The organism is Caulobacter sp. GW821-FHT12A07, assembly GCF_058807655.1.
This window is the reverse complement of the sequence record NZ_JBXAQX010000005.1, coordinates 1-19750: the sequence shown is the minus strand read 5'-3', so window position 1 is coordinate 19750 and position 19750 is coordinate 1. Positions and strand designations below refer to the sequence as shown.

Sequence of the window (19750 nt, the reverse complement as noted above, 5' to 3'; positions counted from 1 at the left end):
TCCTTACTCTTCTTCCTCGCCGCGGCCGCCGGCCACGCCCAGGGACTTCAGCTTGCGGTGCAGGGCCGAGCGCTCCATGCCGATGAAGTTGGCCGTGCGCGAGATGTTGCCGCCGAACCGCAGGATCTGGGCGTTGAGATATTCGCGCTCGAACAGCTCGCGGGCCTCGCGCAGCGGCAGAGCGATGATCCGCTCGGCGCCGATCGCGCCCGAACCGCCGCTGGAGGGCTGGTCGGCCGCGTTCAGCATGTCGGCGGTGATCAGGTCGCCGGGCTCGCCCGCCGCCAGGATCAGCATCCGCTCGACGTTGTTGCGCAGCTGGCGGACGTTGCCGGGCCACGCCTGGACCTGAAGCGTCGCCAGGGCGTCTTCGCCGAGGCGACGGCGCTGCATGCCGGTGGCCTCGGAGATCCGCTCGACGAAATAGCTGATCAACTCGGGGATGTCCTCGCGCCGCTCGGCTAGGCCGGGCACGCGCACGGGCACCACGTTGAGGCGGTGGAACAGGTCCTCGCGGAAGCGACCGGCGGCGATCTCCTCGCGCAGGTCGCGCGAGGTGGACGAGATCACGCGGACGTCGACCTGCACATCATTGTCGCCGCCGACGCGGCGGAAGCGCTGCTCGACCAGCACCCGCAGGATGCGGCTCTGGGTCTCGCGCGGCATGTCGGCCACTTCGTCGAGATAGAGGGTGCCGCCGTGGGCGCGTTCGAACACGCCGATCTTGCGCGGACGACCGTTCTCGCCCTCCTCGCCGAACAGTTCGACGTCGAGGCGTTCGGGGGCCATGCCGGCCGAACTGACGGCGACGAACTCGGCCTTGGTGCGGGCGCTGGCGCTGTGGATCAGGCGGGCGACCAGCTCCTTGCCCGAGCCGGGCGGACCAGCGACCAGCACGCGGCTGTTGGCCGGCGCAACCTTGGCGATCATCTGGCGCAGGGCCTGGGCGGCCTGCGACTTGCCCATCAGGCCGTCGGAGGCGAAGCTCTGGGCCCGCAGGCGGCGGTTCTCGCGCTTGAGGTTGGTCGCCTCCAGCGCGCGCTCGACCACCAGCAGCAGCCGGTCGGACTTGAACGGCTTCTCCAGGAACTCGTAGGCGCCGCGCTTGATGGCGCTGACGGCGGTCTCGATGTTGCCGTGGCCCGAGATCATGATCACCGGCAGGTCGGCGTCGAGCGTCTTGATCATGTCGAGCAGCTCGAGACCGTCCATACCGCCGCCCTGCATCCAGATATCGAGGATCAGCAGGGCCGGCTTGCGGGCGCGGATGGCCGCCAGGGCCTGGTCGGAATCGGCGGCCGTACGAACGGCGTAGCCTTCGTCCTCCAGGATCCCGGCCACCAGATCGCGGATGTCGACTTCATCGTCGACCACCAGCACGTCGGCGCTCATGTCATCTCCTCTACGCCGTGGACGGAAGGCGCGGCGGCGAGCCGCGCCGACGCCGGGAACTTCAGGACGACGCGCGCGCCGGCGTGGCCGTGCGCGTCGGTGAGGACCAGCTCGCCGCCGTGGTCCTCCATGATCCGCTTGACGATGGCCAGGCCAAGGCCCGTGCCCTTCTCGCGGGTGGTCACATAGGGTTCGGCCAGCCGGTCGCGGTCCTTGGCGGGCAGGCCGACGCCGTTGTCCTCGACGACGATGCACAGGTTCTCGTCGTCGGAGACCAGGGTCGCGTCGATGTGGCCGCGCGGCTCGGGCGTCGCGTGGCGTCGCGCGCCCACGGCCTCGCCGGCGTTCTTCAGGATGTTGGTCAGGGCCTGACCGATCATGCGGGCGTCGCAATTGACCCAGACCGCCCCGCCCGGCTCGTCAATGACGACGTCGGTCTCGACGTCGACCACCCGCTGGGCGAAGACGCCGGCCCGCAGCAGCTCGGCCACGTCGGCCGGCGCGAAGCGCGGCGCGGGCATGCGGGCGAAGGCCGAGAACTCGTCGACCATCCGGCCGATGTCGCCGACCTGGCGGATGATGGTGTCGGTGCAGCGGTCGAAGGTCTCGAGATCGCCGGTGATGTCCTTGCGGTACTTGCGGCGGATGCGCTCGGCCGACAGCTGGATCGGGGTCAGCGGGTTCTTGATCTCGTGGGCGATGCGGCGGGCGACGTCCTTCCAGGCTGCGTTGCGCTGGGCGGCCATCAGGCGAGTGACGTCGTCGAAGGTCAGGACCTGACCCTCGGCGGCGTGGCCGGCGGCCCGCACGCGCAGGCGCAAGGTCTCGCCGCCGCGCACGACGTCGATCTCGACCTCGGCGTTGGGACGGCCCTGGCTGATCTCTTCCAGCACCTCGGCGAACTCGGGGGCGGCCTCGACGAGGTCCTGACCCACGGCCTCGTCGTCGAGCGCCAGCAGGGCGCCGGCGCGGCGGTTCAGGGCCGATATCCGGCCCGCGCCGTCCAGGCTGATGACCCCGGCGCTGACGCCCGAGAGCACGGTCTCGATGAACTGGCGGCGCGACTCGGCGTCGAGGCTGGCGGCCTTCAGGGCGGCCTGCTGGGCCTGAAGATCGGCCGTCATCATGTTGAAGGCGTTGGACAGCGCCCGGATCTCCTCGGGGCCGAGCTCGACATCGACCCGCGCATCCAGATCGCCGGCCGAGACGCGGCCGGCCGCCTGGACGAGGCCGGAGACGGGCGCGGCGATCGAGTTGGCGGCGGCGATCCCGACCCAGACGGCGGCGACCAGCACCAGCAGCGCGGTCTCGGCGTAGCTGAGGCCGAAGATCGCCTGGATGCGGGCCCGGTTCTCGGCGGCGTCGCGATAGGAGATCAGCGACTCCTCGGACTCGATCAGGTGGGCTAGGATGCCCTTGTCGATCGGCCGGGCGATGTAGAGGTAGCCGTCCTCGAAGCCCTTGAGCTTGTAGAGCGCCCGGAACAGGTCTTCGGACACGAAGCGCTGCGAGGTGATCTCGCCGGTGTCGGTCCAGCGGAAGCTGGAGGGCGGCGGGGCCAGGAACGGCGGGGCGTTCTCGGCCTCGGCCCGGGCGAGAATCCGGCCGTCGCGGTCGAGCACGTAGGCGGCCGAGAAGCCGTTGTCGTCGGCGAGGTTCTTCAGGAAGTGGCCGAAGGCGACCGGCGACTCAGCCATGGCCGGGGCGGCGGTGTTCAGCATGCCGGCCATCGGGCCCATGTGCTGGCTGATATAGGCCGTCTGCTCGGAGACGTAGGAGCGCGCCACGGTGGCCGAGTTCTCGACCACGGTCGTCACCCGCTTGCTGAACCAGCCGTCGACGCCACGGTTGACCAGCACCCCGAAGAACAGGGCCACGATCACCGCCGGGGCCACGGCCGCCACCGAGAACAGGCCGACGAAGCGCAGGTGCAGGCGGGCGCCGGCGTCGCTGGAGCGGGCGTCGATCAGGTCGAGCAGCCGCCAGCCGACGATGGCGGCGATGCAGAGGATGAGGGCCAGGTTGAAGCCCAGCACCACCAGGATCACGGTGCTGGCCGGTCCGATCGGTCCGGTGGTCGGCGGCGACGAGGCCAGGCCGACGCCGGTGGCCGTGAGTACGGCCGCCAGGGCGTAACCGCCGCCGAGGACGTAGCGTGACCTCAGAAGCTCACGCCACCAGAGCCGGCTGAAGCGGCGCGGGCGGTCTTCCGATTCCGAAACTGACGGGATCGACGACATCGGGTTGAGTTTAGGGCGGGGTGTGCCCCAAACTCAACACCCATGTGCTGAAAAAGCGTCAGCAACAAAATCCGTTGAGCGCCTAGCGGCGACCGCGGCTCATCTCGACGCCCAGATCCTGGATTTTCTTGCGCAGCGTATTGCGGTTAAGGCCGAGGATTTCGGCCGCCCGCACCTGGTTGCCGCGCGTGGCCGACAGGGTCAGCTGGATCAGCGGACGTTCGACCTCCTGCAGCACCCGGTCGTAGAGACCGGCGGCGGGGACGCCGTCGGGCTGTTCGGCGAAGTGCGAGGCCAGGTGGCGCTCGACCAGGGCCGCAAGCGTGACCGGGCCTTCGTCGGCGCGGGGCGCGGGCGAATGGTCCTGCAGCTCGCGATCGACGATGCGGGCGGTGATCAGCTCCTCGGCGTAGAGGGCGCACATCCGCCGGATCAGGTTCTCCAACTCGCGCACGTTGCCAGGCCAGGAGTGGCTCTTCATGCGGTCGAGCGCGCTCTGGTCGATGGTCTTGGCCGGCAGGCCTTCGCGGTTGGCGCGCAGCAGGAAGGTGCGGGCCAGGTCCGGGATGTCCTCCGAACGGTCGCGCAGCGGCGGCAGGCGCACGGGGGCGACGTTGAGGCGGAAGAACAGGTCTTCGCGGAACAGGCCCTGCTGGATCAGGCCGCGCAGGTCGCGGTTGGTGGCCGCGATGATGCGGACGTTAGGGCGACGGCCGGTCTTGGGGTTCACGACCGGCTCGGTGCCGTCGATCACGCGCAGCAGGCGGGTCTGGGCGTCGAGCGGCATGTCGCCGATCTCGTCGAGGAACAGGGTGCCGCCATCGGCTTCCACCAGGCGGCCCAAGTCCCCTTCCCCACGGCCGAACAGTTCCGTCTCGACCCGCTCGCGCGGCACGGCGGCCAGGTTCAGGACCACGAACTTGCCGTCGCGGCGGCGACCCAGGTCGTGCAGGGCGCGGGCGACCAGCTCCTTGCCGGTGCCGCTTTCGCCGAGGATCAGCACGGTGAGGTCGGCCCCGACCAGGCGGGCGATGGTGCGATAGACCTCCTGCATCGGCGCCGAGCGGCCGATCAGCGGCAGGCGCTCGTCGCGCATGGCGCGGGCCTGGGCCTTGGAGGCCTCGGCGTCGGCCGGACGCGACAGGGCCCGGCGGGCGGCCGCGGTGACGTCGTCGAGGTCGAACGGCTTGGAGACGTACTCGAAGGCCCCGGCGTCGGCGGCGTTGACCGCGGTCAGCAGGGTGTTCTGCGCGCTCATCACGATGATCGGCAGCTTCGGGCGCTCCTTGCGGATGCGCGGCAGCACGTCGAACACGTTCTCGTCGGGCATCATCACGTCGGTGACGACGAGATCGCCCTCCCCGTCGCTGACCCACTTGAGCAGGGTGGTGGCGTTGCCGGTGGCCCGGACCTGGTAGCCCAGACGGGTGAAGGCCTGGCTGAGGACGAGACGAACCGAAGAGTCGTCGTCAGCGATCAGAATCTTCTTGTTGGCGGCGTTCATCTACTCACGCGTCTCCCAAGGAGGGTTCGGGCGCCACAGGCAGCAGCACGCGGAACACGGTGCGGCCGGGCTCGGATTCGAAATCGATCAGGCCGCCATGGGCCGTCACGAGCTTGGTGACCAAGGCCAGGCCAAGGCCGGTGCCGTTGGCCTTGGTGGTCACGAAGGGCTGGAACAGGTGCTCGCGCAGGCTCTGGGGCACGCCCGGCCCGTTATCCTGCACGCGGATCTCGATCGGCGCGCTGGAGGCGGGCTTGCCGTCCACGCCCCGCACCCGCACGCCGGGGCGCCAGGCGGTGTGGATGACCAGCTCGCCACGGCCGTCGCCGCGCATGTGGGCGGCTTCGGAGGCATTCTTCACCAGGTTCAGGAAGATCTGGATCAGGTGGTCCTCGTCGCCCCAGACCGGCGGCAGCGAGGGGTCGTACTGCTCGCGGAAGCGCAGGCCGTCGGCGACACCATTGACCACCAGCGCCCGCACGCGGTCGAGCACCTGGTGGATGTTGACGGCCTCGCGCGGGGTCGGGGCCTGGTCGGAGAAGGCCTCCATGCGGTCCACCAGGCGGCGGATGCGGTCGGTCTCGTCGACGATCAGTTGGGCCAGCGGCTGGTCGGCGGCGCTGGCGCCAGTCTTCAGCAACTGGGCCGCGCCGCGGATGCCGGCCAGCGGGTTCTTGATCTCGTGGGCCAACATGCGGCCAAGGCCGACGACCGAGCGCAGGCCCGCCGCGTCGGCGGCGTTCTCGACGCCGAGCGCGCCCTTGACGTGCAGGGTCAGCAGCACCGAGCCGTCGCCCAGGGGCGAGGCGGCGCCGTCGGCCTCGAACGGCGGCTGGCCGAAGAGATTGACCTCGACCCCGTGCTCGCGGACCAGCGCGCCTTCGAACACGGCGCGGTCCATCAGCGAGACCAGCACCGAGCCGGGCGGCAAGGCGGCGCGGAAGCGGCCGCGGGCCAGCAGCGACAGGCCATGGCCGAACAGGGCCTCGGCCGCCTCGTTGACGGCCACCAGGGCGCCGTCGCGGTCGACGACCAGGGCGGGCTCGGGGCTCAGCTCGAAGGCGGCGGCCTTCAGGGCGTCCAGCGCGGGACCGGTAATGGCGCGGGCGCGGTCGGTCATGCGGCGATCCTTCCGCCGGCGAGCCAGAGATCGGCCAGGGCCGCCTCCAGAACAACCGGATCCTCTATGCGACAAAGGCTGGCGCGCGCCTGGCGGCGCGCTTCGGCGCTCTCCGGCCAAGGCGCGGCCTCGATGTAGGACGCCAGATGCTTGCGGAACATCTTGAGCCCCAGGCGATCGCCGTAGAAGGCGAGGCTGCGACGGAAATGGGTCAGGACGATCGCCAGGCGCTCGTCGACACCCGGTTCTACGAAGTCGCGACCGTCCAGGGCCGCCTCGATGGCCTGGGCGATCCACGGGCGGCCATAGACGCCCCGGCCGATCATCACGCCGTCGGCGCCCGATTGCTCAAGGGCGCGGCGAGCGCTGTCAGCGTCGGTGATGTCGCCATTGACGAGAACGGGCACGGAGACGGCGTTCTTGACCGCCGCGACGGCGGACCAGTCGGCCTCGCCCTTGTAGAACTGGCAGCGGGTGCGGCCGTGCACGGTGATGGCGCGGGCGCCGACGGCTTCGGCGCGGGCGGCGATCTCGGGGGCGTTGCGGCTGGCGTCGTCCCAGCCGAGGCGCATCTTGACGGTGACGGGCACGTCGACGGCCTCGACGGCGGCGGCGACCAGGGCTTCGGCCAGGTCGGGCTCGCGCATCAGGGCCGAGCCCGAAGCGGCGCCGGCGGTGACTTCCTTGGCCGGGCAGCCGAAGTTCAGGTCGATGATCTCGGCCCCGGCTTCAGCCGCCAGGCGGGCGCCGTGCGCCATATGCTCCGGATCGCGGCCGACAAGCTGTACGACCATCAGCGGCAGGCCTTCGCCGACGGCCGCGCGGCGGACGACGTCGGGCCGGCCCTTCGCGAATTCCGCGCAGGCGACCATTTCGGTGGCCACGTATGAAGCGCCGAGGCGCGTGGCCGTTTCTCTGAACGGAAGGTCGGAAACGCCTGTCATAGGCGCAATCCACACCCGTCCGGGCACCGTGACGGCGCCGACTGCGAGCTGCTTGCTCATTTTATGATCATCCCCACCGCTGTGTTTTTAGGCACATTGTGCAGCGCAGTAAAGCCCTCCGTTCGCTGGACATGCGCGACGACAACGTTAGACACGGGCCATGACCTTCTCAGCCGTCGTCGTCGCCGCAGGCAGCGGAACCCGTGCCGGACCCGGCCAGGCCAAGCAGTGGCGGGATCTGGCGGGAAAGCCGGTCCTGCGCTGGTCGGTCGAGGCCTTGCTGGCGGCCGGGGCCGCCGATCTCGTAATCGTTACCGATCCCACCATGCAGGACATCCTGGGCGAAACCTTGGCCGGCCTGGACGGCTGGCGGTTCGCGCCGGGCGGTGCCACGCGGGCGCTGTCGGTGCAATCGGGCCTGGCCGCCCTCGCCCATCGCCCGGCCGACGAGCCGGTGCTGGTGCATGACGCCGCCCGCCCCTTCCTGACCAAGGCCGTCGTGGACGGCGTGCTGGCCGCCCTCGAAAACGCCGACGGCGTGGTCCCCGCCCTGCCCGTGGCCGACACGCTCAAGTACGTTGGCAAGCGCGGCGGCGAGTCGGGGGCGACCACGACGTCGCGCGACGGCCTCTGGCGCGCCCAGACCCCGCAGGCCTTCCGCCGCGACCGCCTCCTAGCCGCCTACGCCGCCTGGAGCGGTGAGACCGAACCGACCGACGACGCCCAGGTCGTCGAGGCCGGCGGCGGCAAGGTCGCCATCGCGCCGGGAGACCCGCTGCTGACCAAGCTGACCTATCCGGAGGACTTCGCCATGGCCGAACGGCTGGCGGGCGCGGCCCGCATCACCCGCATCGGCCAGGGTTTCGACGCCCACCGCTGGGGTCCGGGTGAGTCGGTGTGGCTGTGCGGCGTCGAGATCGCCCACGACGAGACCCTGATCGGCCATTCGGACGCCGACGCCGGCCTGCACGCCCTGACCGACGCGATTCTCGGCGCGATCGGCGATGGCGACATCGGCGACCACTTCCCGCCGACCGACCCGCAGTGGAAGGGCGCGGCCTCGGACAAGTTCCTGATCCACGCCGTCGATCTGGTCCGCCAGCGCGGCGGCCGCCTGATCAATGTGGACGTGACGCTGATCTGCGAGCGACCCAAGATCAAGCCGCACCGCGAGGCCATGCGGGCGCGCCTGGCGCAGATCCTCGACCTGCCGCTCGACCGCGTCAGCGTGAAGGCGACCACGACCGAGAAGATGGGCTTCACCGGCCGAGGCGAGGGCCTCGCCGCCCAGGCGGTGGCGACGGTCGAGACGCCCCTCTAGAGTGACGCTCAAAGGAGTCGCGGCATGTTTCCCATCGAGATCGAAACCCTGGCCCGACTGCTGATCGACGAGGCGCGCGAGAAGAAGCTGCGCCTGACGGCGATCGAAAGTTGCACCGGCGGGCTGGTGGCCGGCGCGATCTGCGCGATCTCGGGGGCGTCGGACGTCTTCGAGCGAGGCTTCGTCACCTACACCAACCGCGCCAAGAGCGAGATGGTCGGCGTGCCGGGCGACCTGATCGCCGACCACGGCGCGGTGTCCGAGCCGGTGGCGCGGATGATGGCCGAAGGGGGCCTGGCCAACAGCAACGCTCACGTGGCCGTGGCCATCACCGGCATCGCCGGTCCCGGCGGCGGCACGCCGATGAAGCCGGTCGGCACCGTCCACTTCGCCGTCGCCCGCGCCAACCATTCGGTCGTCCATCGCCACGAGCATTTCGACGGCCAGACCCGCGAGGCTGTGCAGCTGGCGGCGATCCGCACGGCGCTGGAGATGCTGCGCGAGGCCGTGGCCTGATGCCCGACAGCGCGCCCTCCGACTGGCGGCGGTTCGTCGGGGCGGGCTTCTCGCGGTCGGCCCTGGGCGCGGCGGCCAAGCGCAAGAGCGAACTGCGGCATGCGGTGCGGGTGTCGGCGGCGGTCGTCGTCGCCTATGCCCTGGCCACGCTGCTGCATCTGCCCCAGGGTTATTGGGCGGTGTTCACGGCCGTCATCGTCGTGCAGTCGAGCCTGGGCGCGACCATCACCGCCTCGATCGAGCGGTTCATGGGCACCGTGGTCGGCGCGGCGGGCGGCGCCGTCGCGGCCTGGCTGCACAGCCGTCATCCCGAATGGGGCGGACCGATCCTGGCGGTCACGGCCGCGGCCCTGGCCTTCCTCGCCGCCGTGCGCCCGGCCTTCAAGGTCGCGCCGATCACCGCCGTTATCATGCTGATCGGCACCACGACCCACATGGACCCGCTGACGGCGGCCTTCCTGCGGGTGGCCGAGATCACCGTCGGCAGTCTGGTCGGCGTCGCCGCCACCCTGCTGATCTTCCCGGCGCGGGCGCACCAGTCGGTGGTGTCGAGCAGCCAGAAGGCGGCCGGACTGCTGGCCGACCTGCTGTCGCACTACGCCGCCAAGCTGGAGGGGGCGCCGACCACCCTGGATCCGCGCGAGCACTATGACGAGACCCTGAAGGCGCTGTCGAAGCTGCAGACGGCGATGACCGAGGCCGACCGCGAGACGGCCAGCAAGCTTTCCGACCGCTCGGTGTCGGACGCCCTGCCCCGCACCCTGTGGAGGCTGCGCAACGACTGCGTGATGATCGGCCGAGCCCTGCGCGAAGCCCTACCCGCCCCGACGCTGGGCCCGCCGACGGCGGCCATGCTGTCGGCCTCGTCAGCCTATCTGCGCGGCGTGGCCCAGAGCCTGTCGGGAACCGCCCGGCCTGACCGCATCGCCTTCGCCGCCGGCCATCAGACCTTCCAGGACGCCGTAGAGGGCATGCGCGACGTCGGCGCGACGCGGGAGCTGGCCTTCGACGACGCGGCGCGGACCTTCGGCCTGGTGTTCGCCGTGGAAAACCTGTTCGCGAATCTGGGAGACTTCGCCGACCGTGTGGAAGAAACGGCGGGGAAGCGGGACTAGGCCTTGGCCCCGTAGAGCTGCGCCGCGCGCGCCTCGAAACACGCGATCAGCTTGTCGACCGCCCGGTCCATGTTGGCCGCCAGCAGGGCGTCCAGCACCTTGGACTTGAAGGCGAAGTCGATGGCGAAGTCGACGGTGGTCCCGTCCGGATGCGGCGAGAACCGCCACTGGTTCGACAGCCGCTTGAACGGCCCGTAGAGCAGGCTGACCCCGACGCTGAGCTCCGCCTTGTCGCGGCGGACGCGGGTGGCGAACTTCTCGCGCAGGAACGAGAAGCCGACCTGGGCCTCGGCGTCCAGGCTGGAGACGTCGCCGGCCTCGTGGGCGTTCCAGGTGCGCATGGCCGTGATCCACGGCACGAACGACGGATAGGCCTCGACGTCGCCCACGAGCGCGAAGAGCTGTTCGGGCGCGTAGGGCAGCACCCGAGTGACGACGTGGCGGTGCAAGGATCAGCGAGCCTTGGCGTCGAGCGCGCGGCGGGCCGCCTGCAGCTTGGCGAAATCCTCGCCCGCGTGGTGCGACGAGCGGGTCAGCGGGCTGGACGACACCATCAGGAAGCCCTTGGCCCGGGCGATCGCCTCATAGGCCTTGAACTCTTCCGGCGTCACGAAGCGGTCGATGGCCGCGTGCTTGCGGGTCGGCTGCAGGTACTGGCCGATGGTGATGAAGTCGACGCCGGCCGAACGCATGTCGTCCATCACCTGCATGACCTCTTCCTTCGTTTCGCCCAGACCGACCATCAGGCCGGACTTGGTGAACTGAGAGGGATCGCGCTGTTTGACGCGGTCCAGCAGGCGCAGCGAGTTGTAGTAGCGCGCACCGGGACGGATCTTCAGATAGAGCCGCGGCACGGTCTCCAGATTGTGGTTGAAGACGTCGGGCCGCGAGTCGATCACCACGTTCTCGGCCTGATCCTTGCGCAGGAAGTCCGGCGTCAGAATCTCGATGGTCGTGCCGGGCGACATCGCGCGGATCGAGGTGACGACCTCGGCGAAGTGGCGGGCGCCGCCGTCGATCAGGTCGTCGCGGTCGACCGAGGTGATCACGACGTGCTTGAGGCCCATCTTGGCGACGGCCTCGGCCACGCGGCGCGGCTCGTCCGGATCCAGCTGGGTCGGCAGGCCGGTGGTGACGTTGCAGAAGGCGCAGGCGCGGGTGCAGATCTCGCCCATGATCATCATGGTCGCGTGCTTCTGGCTCCAGCACTCGCCGATGTTCGGGCAGGCCGCCTCTTCGCAGACCGTGGTCAGCTTGTGCTCGCGCACGATGCCCTTGGTCTCGTTGTATTGGCCCGAACCGGGCGCGCGAACGCGCAGCCAATCGGGTTTGCGCAGGACCGGCGTATCCGGGCGATTCTGCTTTTCGGGGTGGCGGACGGCGCGTTCCTCGGGACCGCGAGCCTTCAGCGTATCGATCAACGTGACCATGTGGGCCTAGATCGGCCTTCTTGGCCTCCGGATCAAGCTCTCGATCTTGCATGCGGCGCAAAGGCGCGAAATGAGTGGCCTATATGCTTCGCCATGTGCTCGTCCTGCTGCTCGCCCTGCCCCTTTTCGCCTGCGGCGAGCAAGGATCGCGCGCGCCTTTCGCCGACAGCCGAACCCCGCCGGGCCTGGAGCGCCGCTTCCTGCCGCCGAACGGCTGGGCCTGGGGCTATGTGCAGGTCGGCGAGGACGCGGTGCAGCGCTACGGCGTCTCGGCGCCGCACGGCGCGCCGACCAGCCAGATCCTTATCCTGACCGACTACGGCGAAAGCGCCGAGACCTGGTTCGAGACCGCTCAGGATCTCAACGCCAAGGGCGTGGTGGTGTGGATCCTGGAGCGCCAGGGCCAGGGCGGCTCCGAGCGGCTGGCCGGCAAGCGCGATCGCGGCCACGTGCTCAGCTACGCCCCCGACGTCACGGCGACCAAGGCCATGGTCAAGGCGGTGATCCGTCCCGACGGCCGCCTGCCGTTGACGGTGCTGGGCCAGGGCCAGGGCGGGTTGGTGGCCCTGCGCGCGGCCGAGGAAGGCCTGATGGCCGACGCCCTGGTGCTGTCGGCGCCGACCTTCGAACTCAACGCCCTGCCCGCCCCAAAGGCCCAGCTGATCAAGACCGCCCGTCTGGCGCGACAGGCCAGGCTGTCGTTCCTGGCCTGGCCGACGGCCCAGGACTGGCGGCGCGACGGTCCCGACGACAAGGCGCTGGGCCTGACCGGCGATGCGGTGCGCGGCGCGGTCAATCACGCCTGGCAGACGGCCAATCCGGACCTGCGGATGGGCGCGCCGAGCCTTGGCCTCTACGCGGCCTATTACGACGTGCTGGACGCTGCCGCCCACGACCTGGGCGGCGTGAAGATCCCCACCCTGCTGCTGGCCGGCGACGCCGATATGGTGACGCCCTCTTCGGCCCAGGCCAGCGTCTGCAAGGCGCTGGCGGACTGCCGCGAAACCCGCTTGCCGGGCGGGCGCCATGCGCTGCACCTGGAGCGGGATTCGGTGCGAGGCCCCTGGCTGGAGGGCGTGATCCAGACCGTGCGCGGCGCCGGCCGCCGATCGGTCGCCAGCCCTTGAGCCGCAAGGGTTTGCATCCCACCTGTAGAACGGGGTTCGATCACGAAACGTGACCGATCTTTGCAAACCCCGCCGGGATCGCTAGGCTCCCTGCTCAATCGAACGAGGGCGGAACTCGCGCCTTTGTGGGAGGTTTCGCCGGCATGCCGGTAGTTTTTAAAGCCGAAGACGGCCAAAAGGCGCTCTTCGACGCCCTGATCGACGCCAAGGACAAGTTCGGAGCCAAGAAGCCGATCCTGGAGGACCAGGACCGCAATCCTCTGAGCTATACCGACCTGATCCGGGCGAGCTTCGCCCTGGGCCGCAAGATCGCGGCCATGACCAAGCCCGGAGAGCATGTCGGCGTGCTGCTGCCCTCGGGCGTCGGCGCGGTCGTGGTGTTCTTCGCCCTGCACGCCTTCGGCCGCGTGCCGACCATGCTGAACTTCACGGCGGGCCTGCGGAACATCAAGGCCGCGGTGAAGCTGGCCAACGTCCAGCACGTGCTGACCGCCCACAAGTTCATCGAGCTGGGCAAGCTGCACGACGTGGTCGACGCGATCGACGACCTGGCCAAGGTCGTCTACCTGGAAGACGTCCGCAAGACGATCGGCCTCACCGACAAGCTGTTCGCGGCCGCGGCCGGCGCCTTCCCGCGCCAGTTCCGCAGCCCGGCCAAGCCCTCGGACAAGGGCGTGGTGCTGTTCACCTCGGGCAGCTTCGGCGCGCCGCGCGGCGTGGTGCTGAGCCAGGCCAATCTTGTCTCCAACGCCGCCCAGATCGCCGCCCACATTCCGCTGGATCCGGCCTGGGTGATGTTCAACCCGCTGCCGGTGTTCCACTGCTTTGGCCTCACCGCCGGCGTGATCCTGCCGCTGCTGCAGGGCATGAAGGCGTTCGAGTATCCCTCGCCGCTGCACACCAAGCAGATCCCGCCGCTGATCAAGGACAGCAAGGCCTCGCTGCTGCTGGCCACCGACACCTTCGTCAACCAGTACGCCCGGGCTTCGGAGACCGACGAGTTGGGCGGTCTGCAGTTCATCGTCTGCGGCGCCGAGAAGGTGCGCGACGAGACCCACGCCCTGATCAAGGAGCGCTTCGGCGACGTGCCGGTGCTGGAAGGCTACGGCGCGACCGAGGCCTCGCCGGTCATCGCGGTCAACAAGCCGACCGACAACCGCGCCGGCACGGTGGGCGGCCTGCTGCCGGGCATCGAGACCCGTCTCGAGCCGGTCGAAGGCATCGCCGAGGGCGGCCGCTTCTACGTGCGTGGCCCCAACATCATGTCGGGCTATCTGCGCGAGGACGGCGGCCTGGACGCTCCCGAGGGCGGCTGGCACGACACCGGCGACGTGGTCACCATGACCGACGACGACTGGATCACCATCAAGGGCCGGGTGAAGCGCTTCGCCAAGATCGGCGGCGAGATGGTGTCGCTGACCGCGGCCGAGGACCTGGCCGTCGCCGTGTGGCCCAACGGCCGCCACGCCGTGATCTCGATGCCCGACAAGAAGAAGGGCGAGAAGCTGATCCTGGTCACCGACTGCCAGACCGCCACGGCCGCGCCGCTGGTGGCTCATGCTCAAGCCATCGGCGCGCCGGAGCTGGCGGTGCCGCGCAAGATCCTGAAGGTCACCCAGGTGCCCGTGCTGGGCAGCGGCAAGACCGACTATGTCGCCATCCAGCGCATGGCCGAGACCGACAGCCAGGCGGCCTGATGGCCCGACGAACTTTCGCCCCTCCCCGGGCGTTTCAGTAGAGCTTGCGGCCGTCGCTCCGATCCTTTGCGGAAAGAGCGGCGGTCGATCGCGTGAACCGAAGCGTTGGAACGGGAGAAAGCCTTGGAACGACTGTACGTGTGGGCCCCGCGGGTGCTGAGCCTGCTGCGCATCATCGCCGCCCTGCTCTTCATGGAGCACGGCCTGATGAAGCTCTTCCACTTCCCGGCCGCCCAGCCCGGCGCGCCCGATCCGCTACCGCCGCTGCTGCTGGCCGCGGCCGTGCTGGAGGTCGTGGGCGGCGGCCTGCTGGTGTTGGGTCTGTTCACCCGGCCGGTGGCCTTCCTGCTGTCGGGCCAGATGGCCGTGGCCTATTTCCTGGCCCACTTCAGCCAGGGCTTCTGGCCGGCGCTGAACGGCGGCGAGGCCGCGATCCTGTTCAGCTTCATCTTCCTCTACCTGGTGTTCGCCGGTCCGGGGGAATGGAGCGTGGATGCGCAGGTGCGCAAGCGGCCGTAAATCCGAGGAACCTCCCCCTCTGGGGGAGGTGATCGCGAAGCGATCGGTGGGGGGAGCGGCTGCAAAATCGGCCAGCGTCTCGGAAGCTGAAAACATCCCCCCACCGGCCTTCGGCCGCCTCCCCCAAAGGGGGAGGTTCCAGATCTAAAAATCCAGCTCCATCCGCGCGCCGGTGACGTGGACGCCATAGTCGCGATCGCCGTCGGCCAGGGGCGTGGCGTCCTGGTAGGCCAGGTAGGCGTGGTTGAGGTTGAAGCGCAGATATTCGACCGGCTGCCAGATCAGGGCGGCGATCAGCGCATCCTGGCGGCCGCCGACGATCGGGCCGTCGTTGAGGTCGAGATGGTCGTAGCGGGCGTTGACCTGCACCGCGCCGATCCCGCCGCCGCCCAAGGGCTTCCTGGGCTTGGCGCGGTCGAAGATGCCGGACTTGTAGCCGCGGGTGTCGTCGGTAAGGAACCAGCCGAGTTCGGCATAGCCGCCGAAGAAACGCGCGTCCGGGCCTGACGCCAGGTCGCTCTCCAGCCAGTGGGTCTCGGCCGCGCCGTGCAGGCGGCCGCGCACGAAGGCGGCTTCCAGGCCGAAGTGGGCTTCGTCCCTGACGGCGAGCGTCGAGGTGCCGATCAGGCGGGTGTTGCTGGTGTGGACGTAGGGTCGCTGGCGATAGCGCGTGCCGGCGTCGCCCACGCGCTTGAGGTCACGCCAGTGGGCCGAGCCGCCCAGGTGCAGCTGGGTCTTGCCGAGCTTGGGCGCATAGACCACGCGGCCGTCGAGGCCGTAGCTGTTGTTCTCGTCGCCGCCGCTGGCGCCGTCGCTGTCGTTGGACAGGGCGGTGATGTCGTCGGCGAACAGGCCGGCCTGCAGCAGCCAGGCGGACTTCTCGTATTGGGCGGCCAAACCCAAGCGGCGCTCGAAGCTGAAGGCGTCGGTGAAGGCCGCGCGCTCCATGACCGAGCCGGAGGTGTCGCCGGTCAGTTCGTCGAGGGACTGGAACTGGTTCTGGTTGCCGAGCGCGAACTGCCAGCCGCCGGTCTTGTAGGTGACGAAGGTGTCGACCAGGTCGACGCCGTTGTCGGAAAGCTCGAGCTCCAGCTTGTAGCCGATGCCGGCGCCCAGGCCGCCCTCCCCGCCCAGGCGGATGCGGCGCATCTCGGCGGCGTAGCCCAGGCCGCGATCGGTCGAGCCGTCGGGCCGGCCGACATAGCCGACGTCGGTCTGGATGCGGCCCTTGGCCTTGAAGCTGCGCCCGCCGCTGGCGGTGAACTGCGGCGAGCCCTTCCAGGCGATCTCGGTCGGCGACCCGGGCTTGGCGGCCGCGACCGTCGCCGGAGGAGCCGTCGGCGGGGCCGTGCGCTGGGGCGCGCCGGTCGCGCCGTCGAGCCGCTGCTCCATCCGCTGGAGCTGGGCCTTCAGGGTCGCGATCTCGGCCCGCAGCGCAGCGGCGTCCTCGGCGCCCAGCGACCCATCCTGGGCCTGGGCTGAAGACGCAGCGAGGCAAAGGCCGGCGACGAGGGTCGCCAGCGGGAGCTGTATGGAGGCGCGCAAGATCGTCACCCGGAATGCAGAAGACCCGCCCGACGGCCTGTCGGGCGGGTCTTCATAGCGACCGGGCCTTTGCTGTCCCGTGACAAAGTGTGTCTGGGAGAGCCCCGGGAACGGGAGTTCATCCGGGTTCGGACAAACTCCGGAACCCTCGCCGGATCAGATGTGCAGGACGCGGCCGTAGGCGTCGAGCGAGGCTTCGTGCATGGCTTCCGACATGGTCGGGTGCGCGTAGACGATGCCGTGCAGGTCTTCCTCGGTGGCTTCCAGCGTGATGGCCGTGACGAAGCCCTGGATCATCTCGGTCACTTCGTGGCCGATCATGTGGGCGCCGATCAGGGCGCCGGTCTTGGCGTCGAACACGGTCTTCACGAAGCCCTCGGTCTCGCCCGCGGCCACGGCCTTGCCGTTGACCTTGAACGGGAAGCGGCCGGCCTTGACCTCAAGGCCCGCGGCCTTGGCGCCAGCTTCGGTGTAGCCCACCGAGGCGACCTGCGGGTTGGCGTAGGTGCAGCCCGGGATCGGCGAGTGGACGTTCGGCGTCTTGTAGCCGGCGATGTACTCGGCGGCGTGGATGCCCTCGTGGCTGGCCTTGTGGGCGAGCCAGGGCGCGCCGGCGACGTCGCCGATGGCGTAGAGGCCGGGCACGTTGGTCTCGCCGTGCTTGCCGGTGACCACGTGACCGCGATCGAGCGTCAGGCCGACCGCTTCCGTGCCTTCGGTGTTCGGAACGATGCCGATGGCGACGATGCACTTCTCGGCGGTCAGTTGCTCGGCCTTGCCGCCGACCTCGACCGAAACCGACACGCCGGTGGCGGTCTTGTCGATCTTGGTGACCTTGGCGCCGATGCGGAACTTGATGCCGCGCTTCTCGAAGGCCTTCTGGGCGGCCTTGGAGACCTCGGCGTCCTCGACCGGCATGATGCGGTCGACGGCCTCGACGACGGTCACCTCGGCGCCGAGGGCGCGGTAGAAGCTGGCGAACTCGATGCCGATGGCGCCCGAGCCGATCACGACCAGCGACTTGGGCATCGACTTCGGCGCCAGGGCGTCGCGATAGGTCCAGACCTTGTCGCCGTCGGAGACGGCGCCGATGGCCGGGATGTTGCGGGCGCGGGCGCCGCTGGCCAGGATGACGTTCTTGGCCTGGACCGTGCGGCTGCCGCCGGCCTTCAGCGCGATCACGACCTTCGGAGCGGGCGCGCCCTTCTCGAGCTTGGCCTCGCCCTCGATGACCTCGATCTTGTGCTTCTTCATCAGGAAGGCGATGCCGCCCGACATGGTCTTGGCCACGCCGCGCGAGCGCTCGATGATCTTGTTGAAGTCGAACGAAGGCTTCTCGACCGCCAGGCCGTAGCTGTCGAGGTGCGACAGCTGTTCGAAGATCTCGCCGGACTTCAGCAGCGCCTTGGTGGGGATACAGCCCCAGTTGAGGCAGATGCCGCCCAGGTTCTCGCGCTCGACGATCGCCGTCTTCAGGCCCAGCTGGCTGGCGCGGATGGCGGCGACGTAGCCGCCCGGACCGGCGCCGATGACGACGACATCGAATTCCGTGGACATGGTAGTCTTACCCTAGCTTGGACGTCGCACGGGGGAGCGGCGGCGTCGAACGACCGGCCCCGCGGGGCCGGCCTGGGAAATCTATAACAGCGCCTCGACGGCCGCCTGGAGCTCTTCAGGCTTGGTGGTCGGGGCGAAACGCTCGACGACGTTTCCGTCGCGGTCGATCAGGAACTTGGTGAAGTTCCACTTGATGCCTTCGGTGCCCAGCACGCCCTTCTGCTGCTTCTTCAGATAGGCGTAGAGCGGGTGGGCCGAGGGGCCGTTGACGTCGATCTTGGCCATCATCGGGAAGGTCACGTCGTAGGTCAGCGAGCAGAAGCTGCCGATCTCCTCCGCCGTACCCGGTTCCTGACTTCCGAACTGGTTGCAGGGAAAGCCCAGGATGGTCAGGCCGCGATCCTTGCTGGCCTTGTAGAGCGCTTCCAGGCCCTCATACTGCGGGGTCAGGCCGCACTTGCTGGCGGTGTTGACGATCAGCAGCACCTGGCCGCGATAGTCAGCCAGGCTGACGTCCTTGCCTTCGAGCGTCTTGGCCGAGAATTCGTAGACCGACATCGCGTGTTCTCCCCGGGGGCCGTCCCCGTCCTGAAAAATCCAGGATGGGACCCTGCCCGGCCGCTTTCGAAATCCCCGCCCCGCGTTTGGTCGAGGGGCGAGGATTTCAAGGCAAAGGCCGCCCTTAGACGATCAGGGTCAGCGGCTCCTCGATCAGCGGCTTGAAGGCCGCCAGGAACTTGGCGCCGACCGCGCCGTCGACCACGCGGTGATCGCAGGTCAGGGTCACGGTCATCACCGTGGCCACGGCCAGCTGGCCGTTCTTGACGACCGGACGCTGCTCGCCGGCCCCGACGCTCATGATCGCGCCTTGCGGCTCGTTGATGATCGACGAGAAGGCCTTGATGCCGAACATGCCGAGGTTGGAGACCGAGAAGGTGCCGCCCTGGAATTCCTCGGGCTTCAGCTTCTTGGCCTTGGCGCGGGCGGCCAGGTCCTTCATCTCGGCCGAGATCTGGGCCAGGCCCTTGGTCTCGGCGGCGCGGATGATCGGGGTGATCAGGCCGCCGTCGATGGCCACGGCCACGGCGATGTCGGCGTGCTTGTGCATGGCGATGCCTTCAGGCGTGTAGGAGGCGTTGGCCTCCGGCACGCGCTTCAGCGCCACGGCGGCGGCCTTGATGACGATGTCGTTGACCGACACCTTCACGCCCTGGCCTTCAAGCAGGCTGTTGATCTTCGCGCGGGCGGCCAGCAGGCCGTCCAGCTCGATGTCGATCGTCAGCGGGAAGTGCGGCACGTCGCGGAAGCTTTCCGTCAGGCGGCGCGCGATGGTCTTGCGCATGCCGTCCAGCGGCACGAGGTCGTAGGAGCCGGCGGGGATGCCCATCTGCTCCAGCGACTGGACCTTGCGCGGCTCGGCGGCCGGGGCCGAAGCAGCGGCGGCGGGAGCCGGCGCGGCCTTGGCGGCCGGGGCGCCGCCGCTCTTGGCGGCTTCGACGTCGGACTTGACCACGCGACCGTGCGGACCCGAGCCCTTGATGGACTTCAGGTCGAGGCTGGCGGCGGCGGCCAGGCGACGGGCCAGCGGCGAAGCGAAGACGCGCGAGCCGTCGGCGGCGACCGGAGCGGCCGGAGCCGGGGCGGCAGGCGCGGGCGCGGCGCGGTGATCCGCTCGGCCAGCGACAGCGACAGCGGATAGACGAACACCGGCCCGGCCATCTCG

17 protein-coding genes are annotated in these 19750 nt (G+C 69.6%); 6 read left to right on the top strand and 11 right to left on the bottom strand.

Going from position 1 to position 19750, the window contains the following annotated elements:
* Positions 1-3 precede the first annotated feature (3 nt).
* The 5 genes from ntrX to dusB all read right to left on the bottom strand — a co-directional run bounded on the left by ntrX (position 4) and on the right by dusB (position 7260).
* Positions 4-1392, bottom strand: coding sequence for a nitrogen assimilation response regulator NtrX (ntrX, locus tag AC1RRS_RS11735; RefSeq protein ID WP_110122060.1), 1389 nt, complete (start codon positions 1390-1392; stop codon positions 4-6).
* A complete protein-coding gene (locus AC1RRS_RS11730) occupies positions 1389-3632 on the bottom strand; it encodes a sensor histidine kinase NtrY-like (protein WP_110122061.1) in 2244 nt (747 codons plus the stop codon). The genes ntrX and AC1RRS_RS11730 overlap by 4 nt, the downstream gene beginning before the upstream one ends.
* Before the next feature lie 82 nt (positions 3633-3714).
* Positions 3715-5136: a sigma 54-interacting transcriptional regulator gene (locus AC1RRS_RS11725; protein WP_110122062.1), complete on the bottom strand. Its 1422-nt coding sequence runs from the start codon at positions 5134-5136 to the stop codon at positions 3715-3717.
* Positions 5137-5140: 4 nt separating this feature from the next.
* Entirely contained in the window at positions 5141-6256 is a 1116-nt protein-coding gene (locus AC1RRS_RS11720; RefSeq protein ID WP_487289244.1) for a two-component system sensor histidine kinase NtrB, read from the bottom strand.
* The gene (gene dusB, locus AC1RRS_RS11715; protein ID WP_487289242.1) at positions 6253-7260 is read right to left on the bottom strand and encodes a tRNA dihydrouridine synthase DusB; all 1008 of its coding nucleotides are present in this window, start codon (positions 7258-7260) and stop codon (positions 6253-6255) included. Before dusB ends, AC1RRS_RS11720 begins: the two co-directional genes overlap by 4 nt.
* 100 nt (positions 7261-7360) lie before the next feature.
* Between dusB and AC1RRS_RS11710 the strand changes: the two genes are divergently transcribed.
* From AC1RRS_RS11710 to AC1RRS_RS11700, 3 genes are read left to right on the top strand one after another with little or no spacing between them, the layout of a single operon-like run.
* Positions 7361-8521 carry a bifunctional 2-C-methyl-D-erythritol 4-phosphate cytidylyltransferase/2-C-methyl-D-erythritol 2,4-cyclodiphosphate synthase gene (locus AC1RRS_RS11710; RefSeq protein WP_492855322.1) on the top strand — a complete coding sequence of 387 codons (1161 nt, stop codon included), beginning with the start codon at positions 7361-7363 and terminating at the stop codon, positions 8519-8521.
* Positions 8522-8545: 24 nt separating this feature from the next.
* A complete protein-coding gene (locus tag AC1RRS_RS11705; protein WP_492855321.1) occupies positions 8546-9037 on the top strand; it encodes a CinA family protein in 492 nt (163 codons plus the stop codon).
* Positions 9037-10152, top strand: coding sequence for an FUSC family protein (locus AC1RRS_RS11700; RefSeq protein WP_492855320.1), 1116 nt, complete (start codon positions 9037-9039; stop codon positions 10150-10152). The genes AC1RRS_RS11705 and AC1RRS_RS11700 overlap by 1 nt, the downstream gene beginning before the upstream one ends.
* On the opposite strand, the gene AC1RRS_RS11695 is transcribed toward AC1RRS_RS11700, so the two are convergent.
* Complete coding sequence (locus AC1RRS_RS11695; protein WP_492855319.1) at positions 10149-10601, bottom strand: type II toxin-antitoxin system RatA family toxin; 453 nt, start codon at positions 10599-10601, stop codon at positions 10149-10151. The two genes, AC1RRS_RS11700 and AC1RRS_RS11695, sit on opposite strands and share 4 nt — an antisense overlap.
* Before the next feature lie 3 nt (positions 10602-10604).
* On the bottom strand, positions 10605-11582 hold the full coding sequence (gene lipA, locus AC1RRS_RS11690) for a lipoyl synthase (RefSeq protein ID WP_487289234.1): 978 nt from the start codon (positions 11580-11582) through the stop codon (positions 10605-10607).
* Between the two features lie 83 nt (positions 11583-11665).
* On the opposite strand from lipA, the gene AC1RRS_RS11685 reads away from it, so the two are divergent.
* The 3 genes from AC1RRS_RS11685 to AC1RRS_RS11675 all read left to right on the top strand — a co-directional run bounded on the left by AC1RRS_RS11685 (position 11666) and on the right by AC1RRS_RS11675 (position 14925).
* A complete protein-coding gene (locus AC1RRS_RS11685; RefSeq protein WP_492855318.1) occupies positions 11666-12709 on the top strand; it encodes an alpha/beta fold hydrolase in 1044 nt (347 codons plus the stop codon).
* Positions 12710-12852: 143 nt separating this feature from the next.
* Entirely contained in the window at positions 12853-14406 is a 1554-nt protein-coding gene (locus AC1RRS_RS11680; protein WP_487289231.1) for an AMP-binding protein, read from the top strand.
* 123 nt (positions 14407-14529) lie between these two features.
* Positions 14530-14925 (top strand): DoxX family protein, encoded by a 396-nt coding sequence (locus AC1RRS_RS11675; protein ID WP_110122073.1) that lies wholly within the window; start codon positions 14530-14532, stop codon positions 14923-14925.
* 144 nt (positions 14926-15069) lie between these two features.
* Here the strand turns inward: AC1RRS_RS11675 and AC1RRS_RS11670 are convergent, their stop codons facing one another.
* From AC1RRS_RS11670 to AC1RRS_RS11655, 4 genes are all read right to left on the bottom strand, one after another.
* On the bottom strand, positions 15070-16470 hold the full coding sequence (locus AC1RRS_RS11670; protein WP_492855317.1) for an OprO/OprP family phosphate-selective porin: 1401 nt from the start codon (positions 16468-16470) through the stop codon (positions 15070-15072).
* Positions 16471-16626: 156 nt separating this feature from the next.
* Positions 16627-18027 carry a dihydrolipoyl dehydrogenase gene (lpdA, locus tag AC1RRS_RS11665; protein ID WP_492855316.1) on the bottom strand — a complete coding sequence of 467 codons (1401 nt, stop codon included), beginning with the start codon at positions 18025-18027 and terminating at the stop codon, positions 16627-16629.
* Positions 18028-18108: 81 nt separating this feature from the next.
* Positions 18109-18585 carry a glutathione peroxidase gene (locus AC1RRS_RS11660; RefSeq protein WP_492855315.1) on the bottom strand — a complete coding sequence of 159 codons (477 nt, stop codon included), beginning with the start codon at positions 18583-18585 and terminating at the stop codon, positions 18109-18111.
* 124 nt (positions 18586-18709) lie between these two features.
* Positions 18710-19750, bottom strand: a 1041-nt coding sequence (locus AC1RRS_RS11655; RefSeq protein ID WP_492855313.1) for a 2-oxo acid dehydrogenase subunit E2, incomplete at its 5' end; no start/stop codon positions are given.

Excerpts from the sequence above, each read along its gene's own strand:
- ntrX (WP_110122060.1), bottom strand. The coding sequence starts at position 1,392 with ATGAGCGCCGACGTGCTGGTGGTCGACGATGAAGTCGACATCCGCGAT.
- AC1RRS_RS11730 (WP_110122061.1), bottom strand. The coding sequence starts at position 3,632 with ATGTCGTCGATCCCGTCAGTTTCGGAATCGGAAGACCGCCCGCGCCGC.
- AC1RRS_RS11725 (WP_110122062.1), bottom strand. The coding sequence starts at position 5,136 with ATGAACGCCGCCAACAAGAAGATTCTGATCGCTGACGACGACTCTTCG.
- AC1RRS_RS11720 (WP_487289244.1), bottom strand. The coding sequence starts at position 6,256 with ATGACCGACCGCGCCCGCGCCATTACCGGTCCCGCGCTGGACGCCCTG.
- dusB (WP_487289242.1), bottom strand. The coding sequence starts at position 7,260 with ATGAGCAAGCAGCTCGCAGTCGGCGCCGTCACGGTGCCCGGACGGGTG.
- AC1RRS_RS11710 (WP_492855322.1), top strand. The coding sequence starts at position 7,361 with ATGACCTTCTCAGCCGTCGTCGTCGCCGCAGGCAGCGGAACCCGTGCC.
- AC1RRS_RS11705 (WP_492855321.1), top strand. The coding sequence starts at position 8,546 with ATGTTTCCCATCGAGATCGAAACCCTGGCCCGACTGCTGATCGACGAG.
- AC1RRS_RS11700 (WP_492855320.1), top strand. The coding sequence starts at position 9,037 with ATGCCCGACAGCGCGCCCTCCGACTGGCGGCGGTTCGTCGGGGCGGGC.
- lipA (WP_487289234.1), bottom strand. The coding sequence starts at position 11,582 with ATGGTCACGTTGATCGATACGCTGAAGGCTCGCGGTCCCGAGGAACGC.
- AC1RRS_RS11685 (WP_492855318.1), top strand. The coding sequence starts at position 11,666 with ATGCTTCGCCATGTGCTCGTCCTGCTGCTCGCCCTGCCCCTTTTCGCC.
- AC1RRS_RS11680 (WP_487289231.1), top strand. The coding sequence starts at position 12,853 with ATGCCGGTAGTTTTTAAAGCCGAAGACGGCCAAAAGGCGCTCTTCGAC.
- lpdA (WP_492855316.1), bottom strand. The coding sequence starts at position 18,027 with ATGTCCACGGAATTCGATGTCGTCGTCATCGGCGCCGGTCCGGGCGGC.
- AC1RRS_RS11660 (WP_492855315.1), bottom strand. The coding sequence starts at position 18,585 with ATGTCGGTCTACGAATTCTCGGCCAAGACGCTCGAAGGCAAGGACGTC.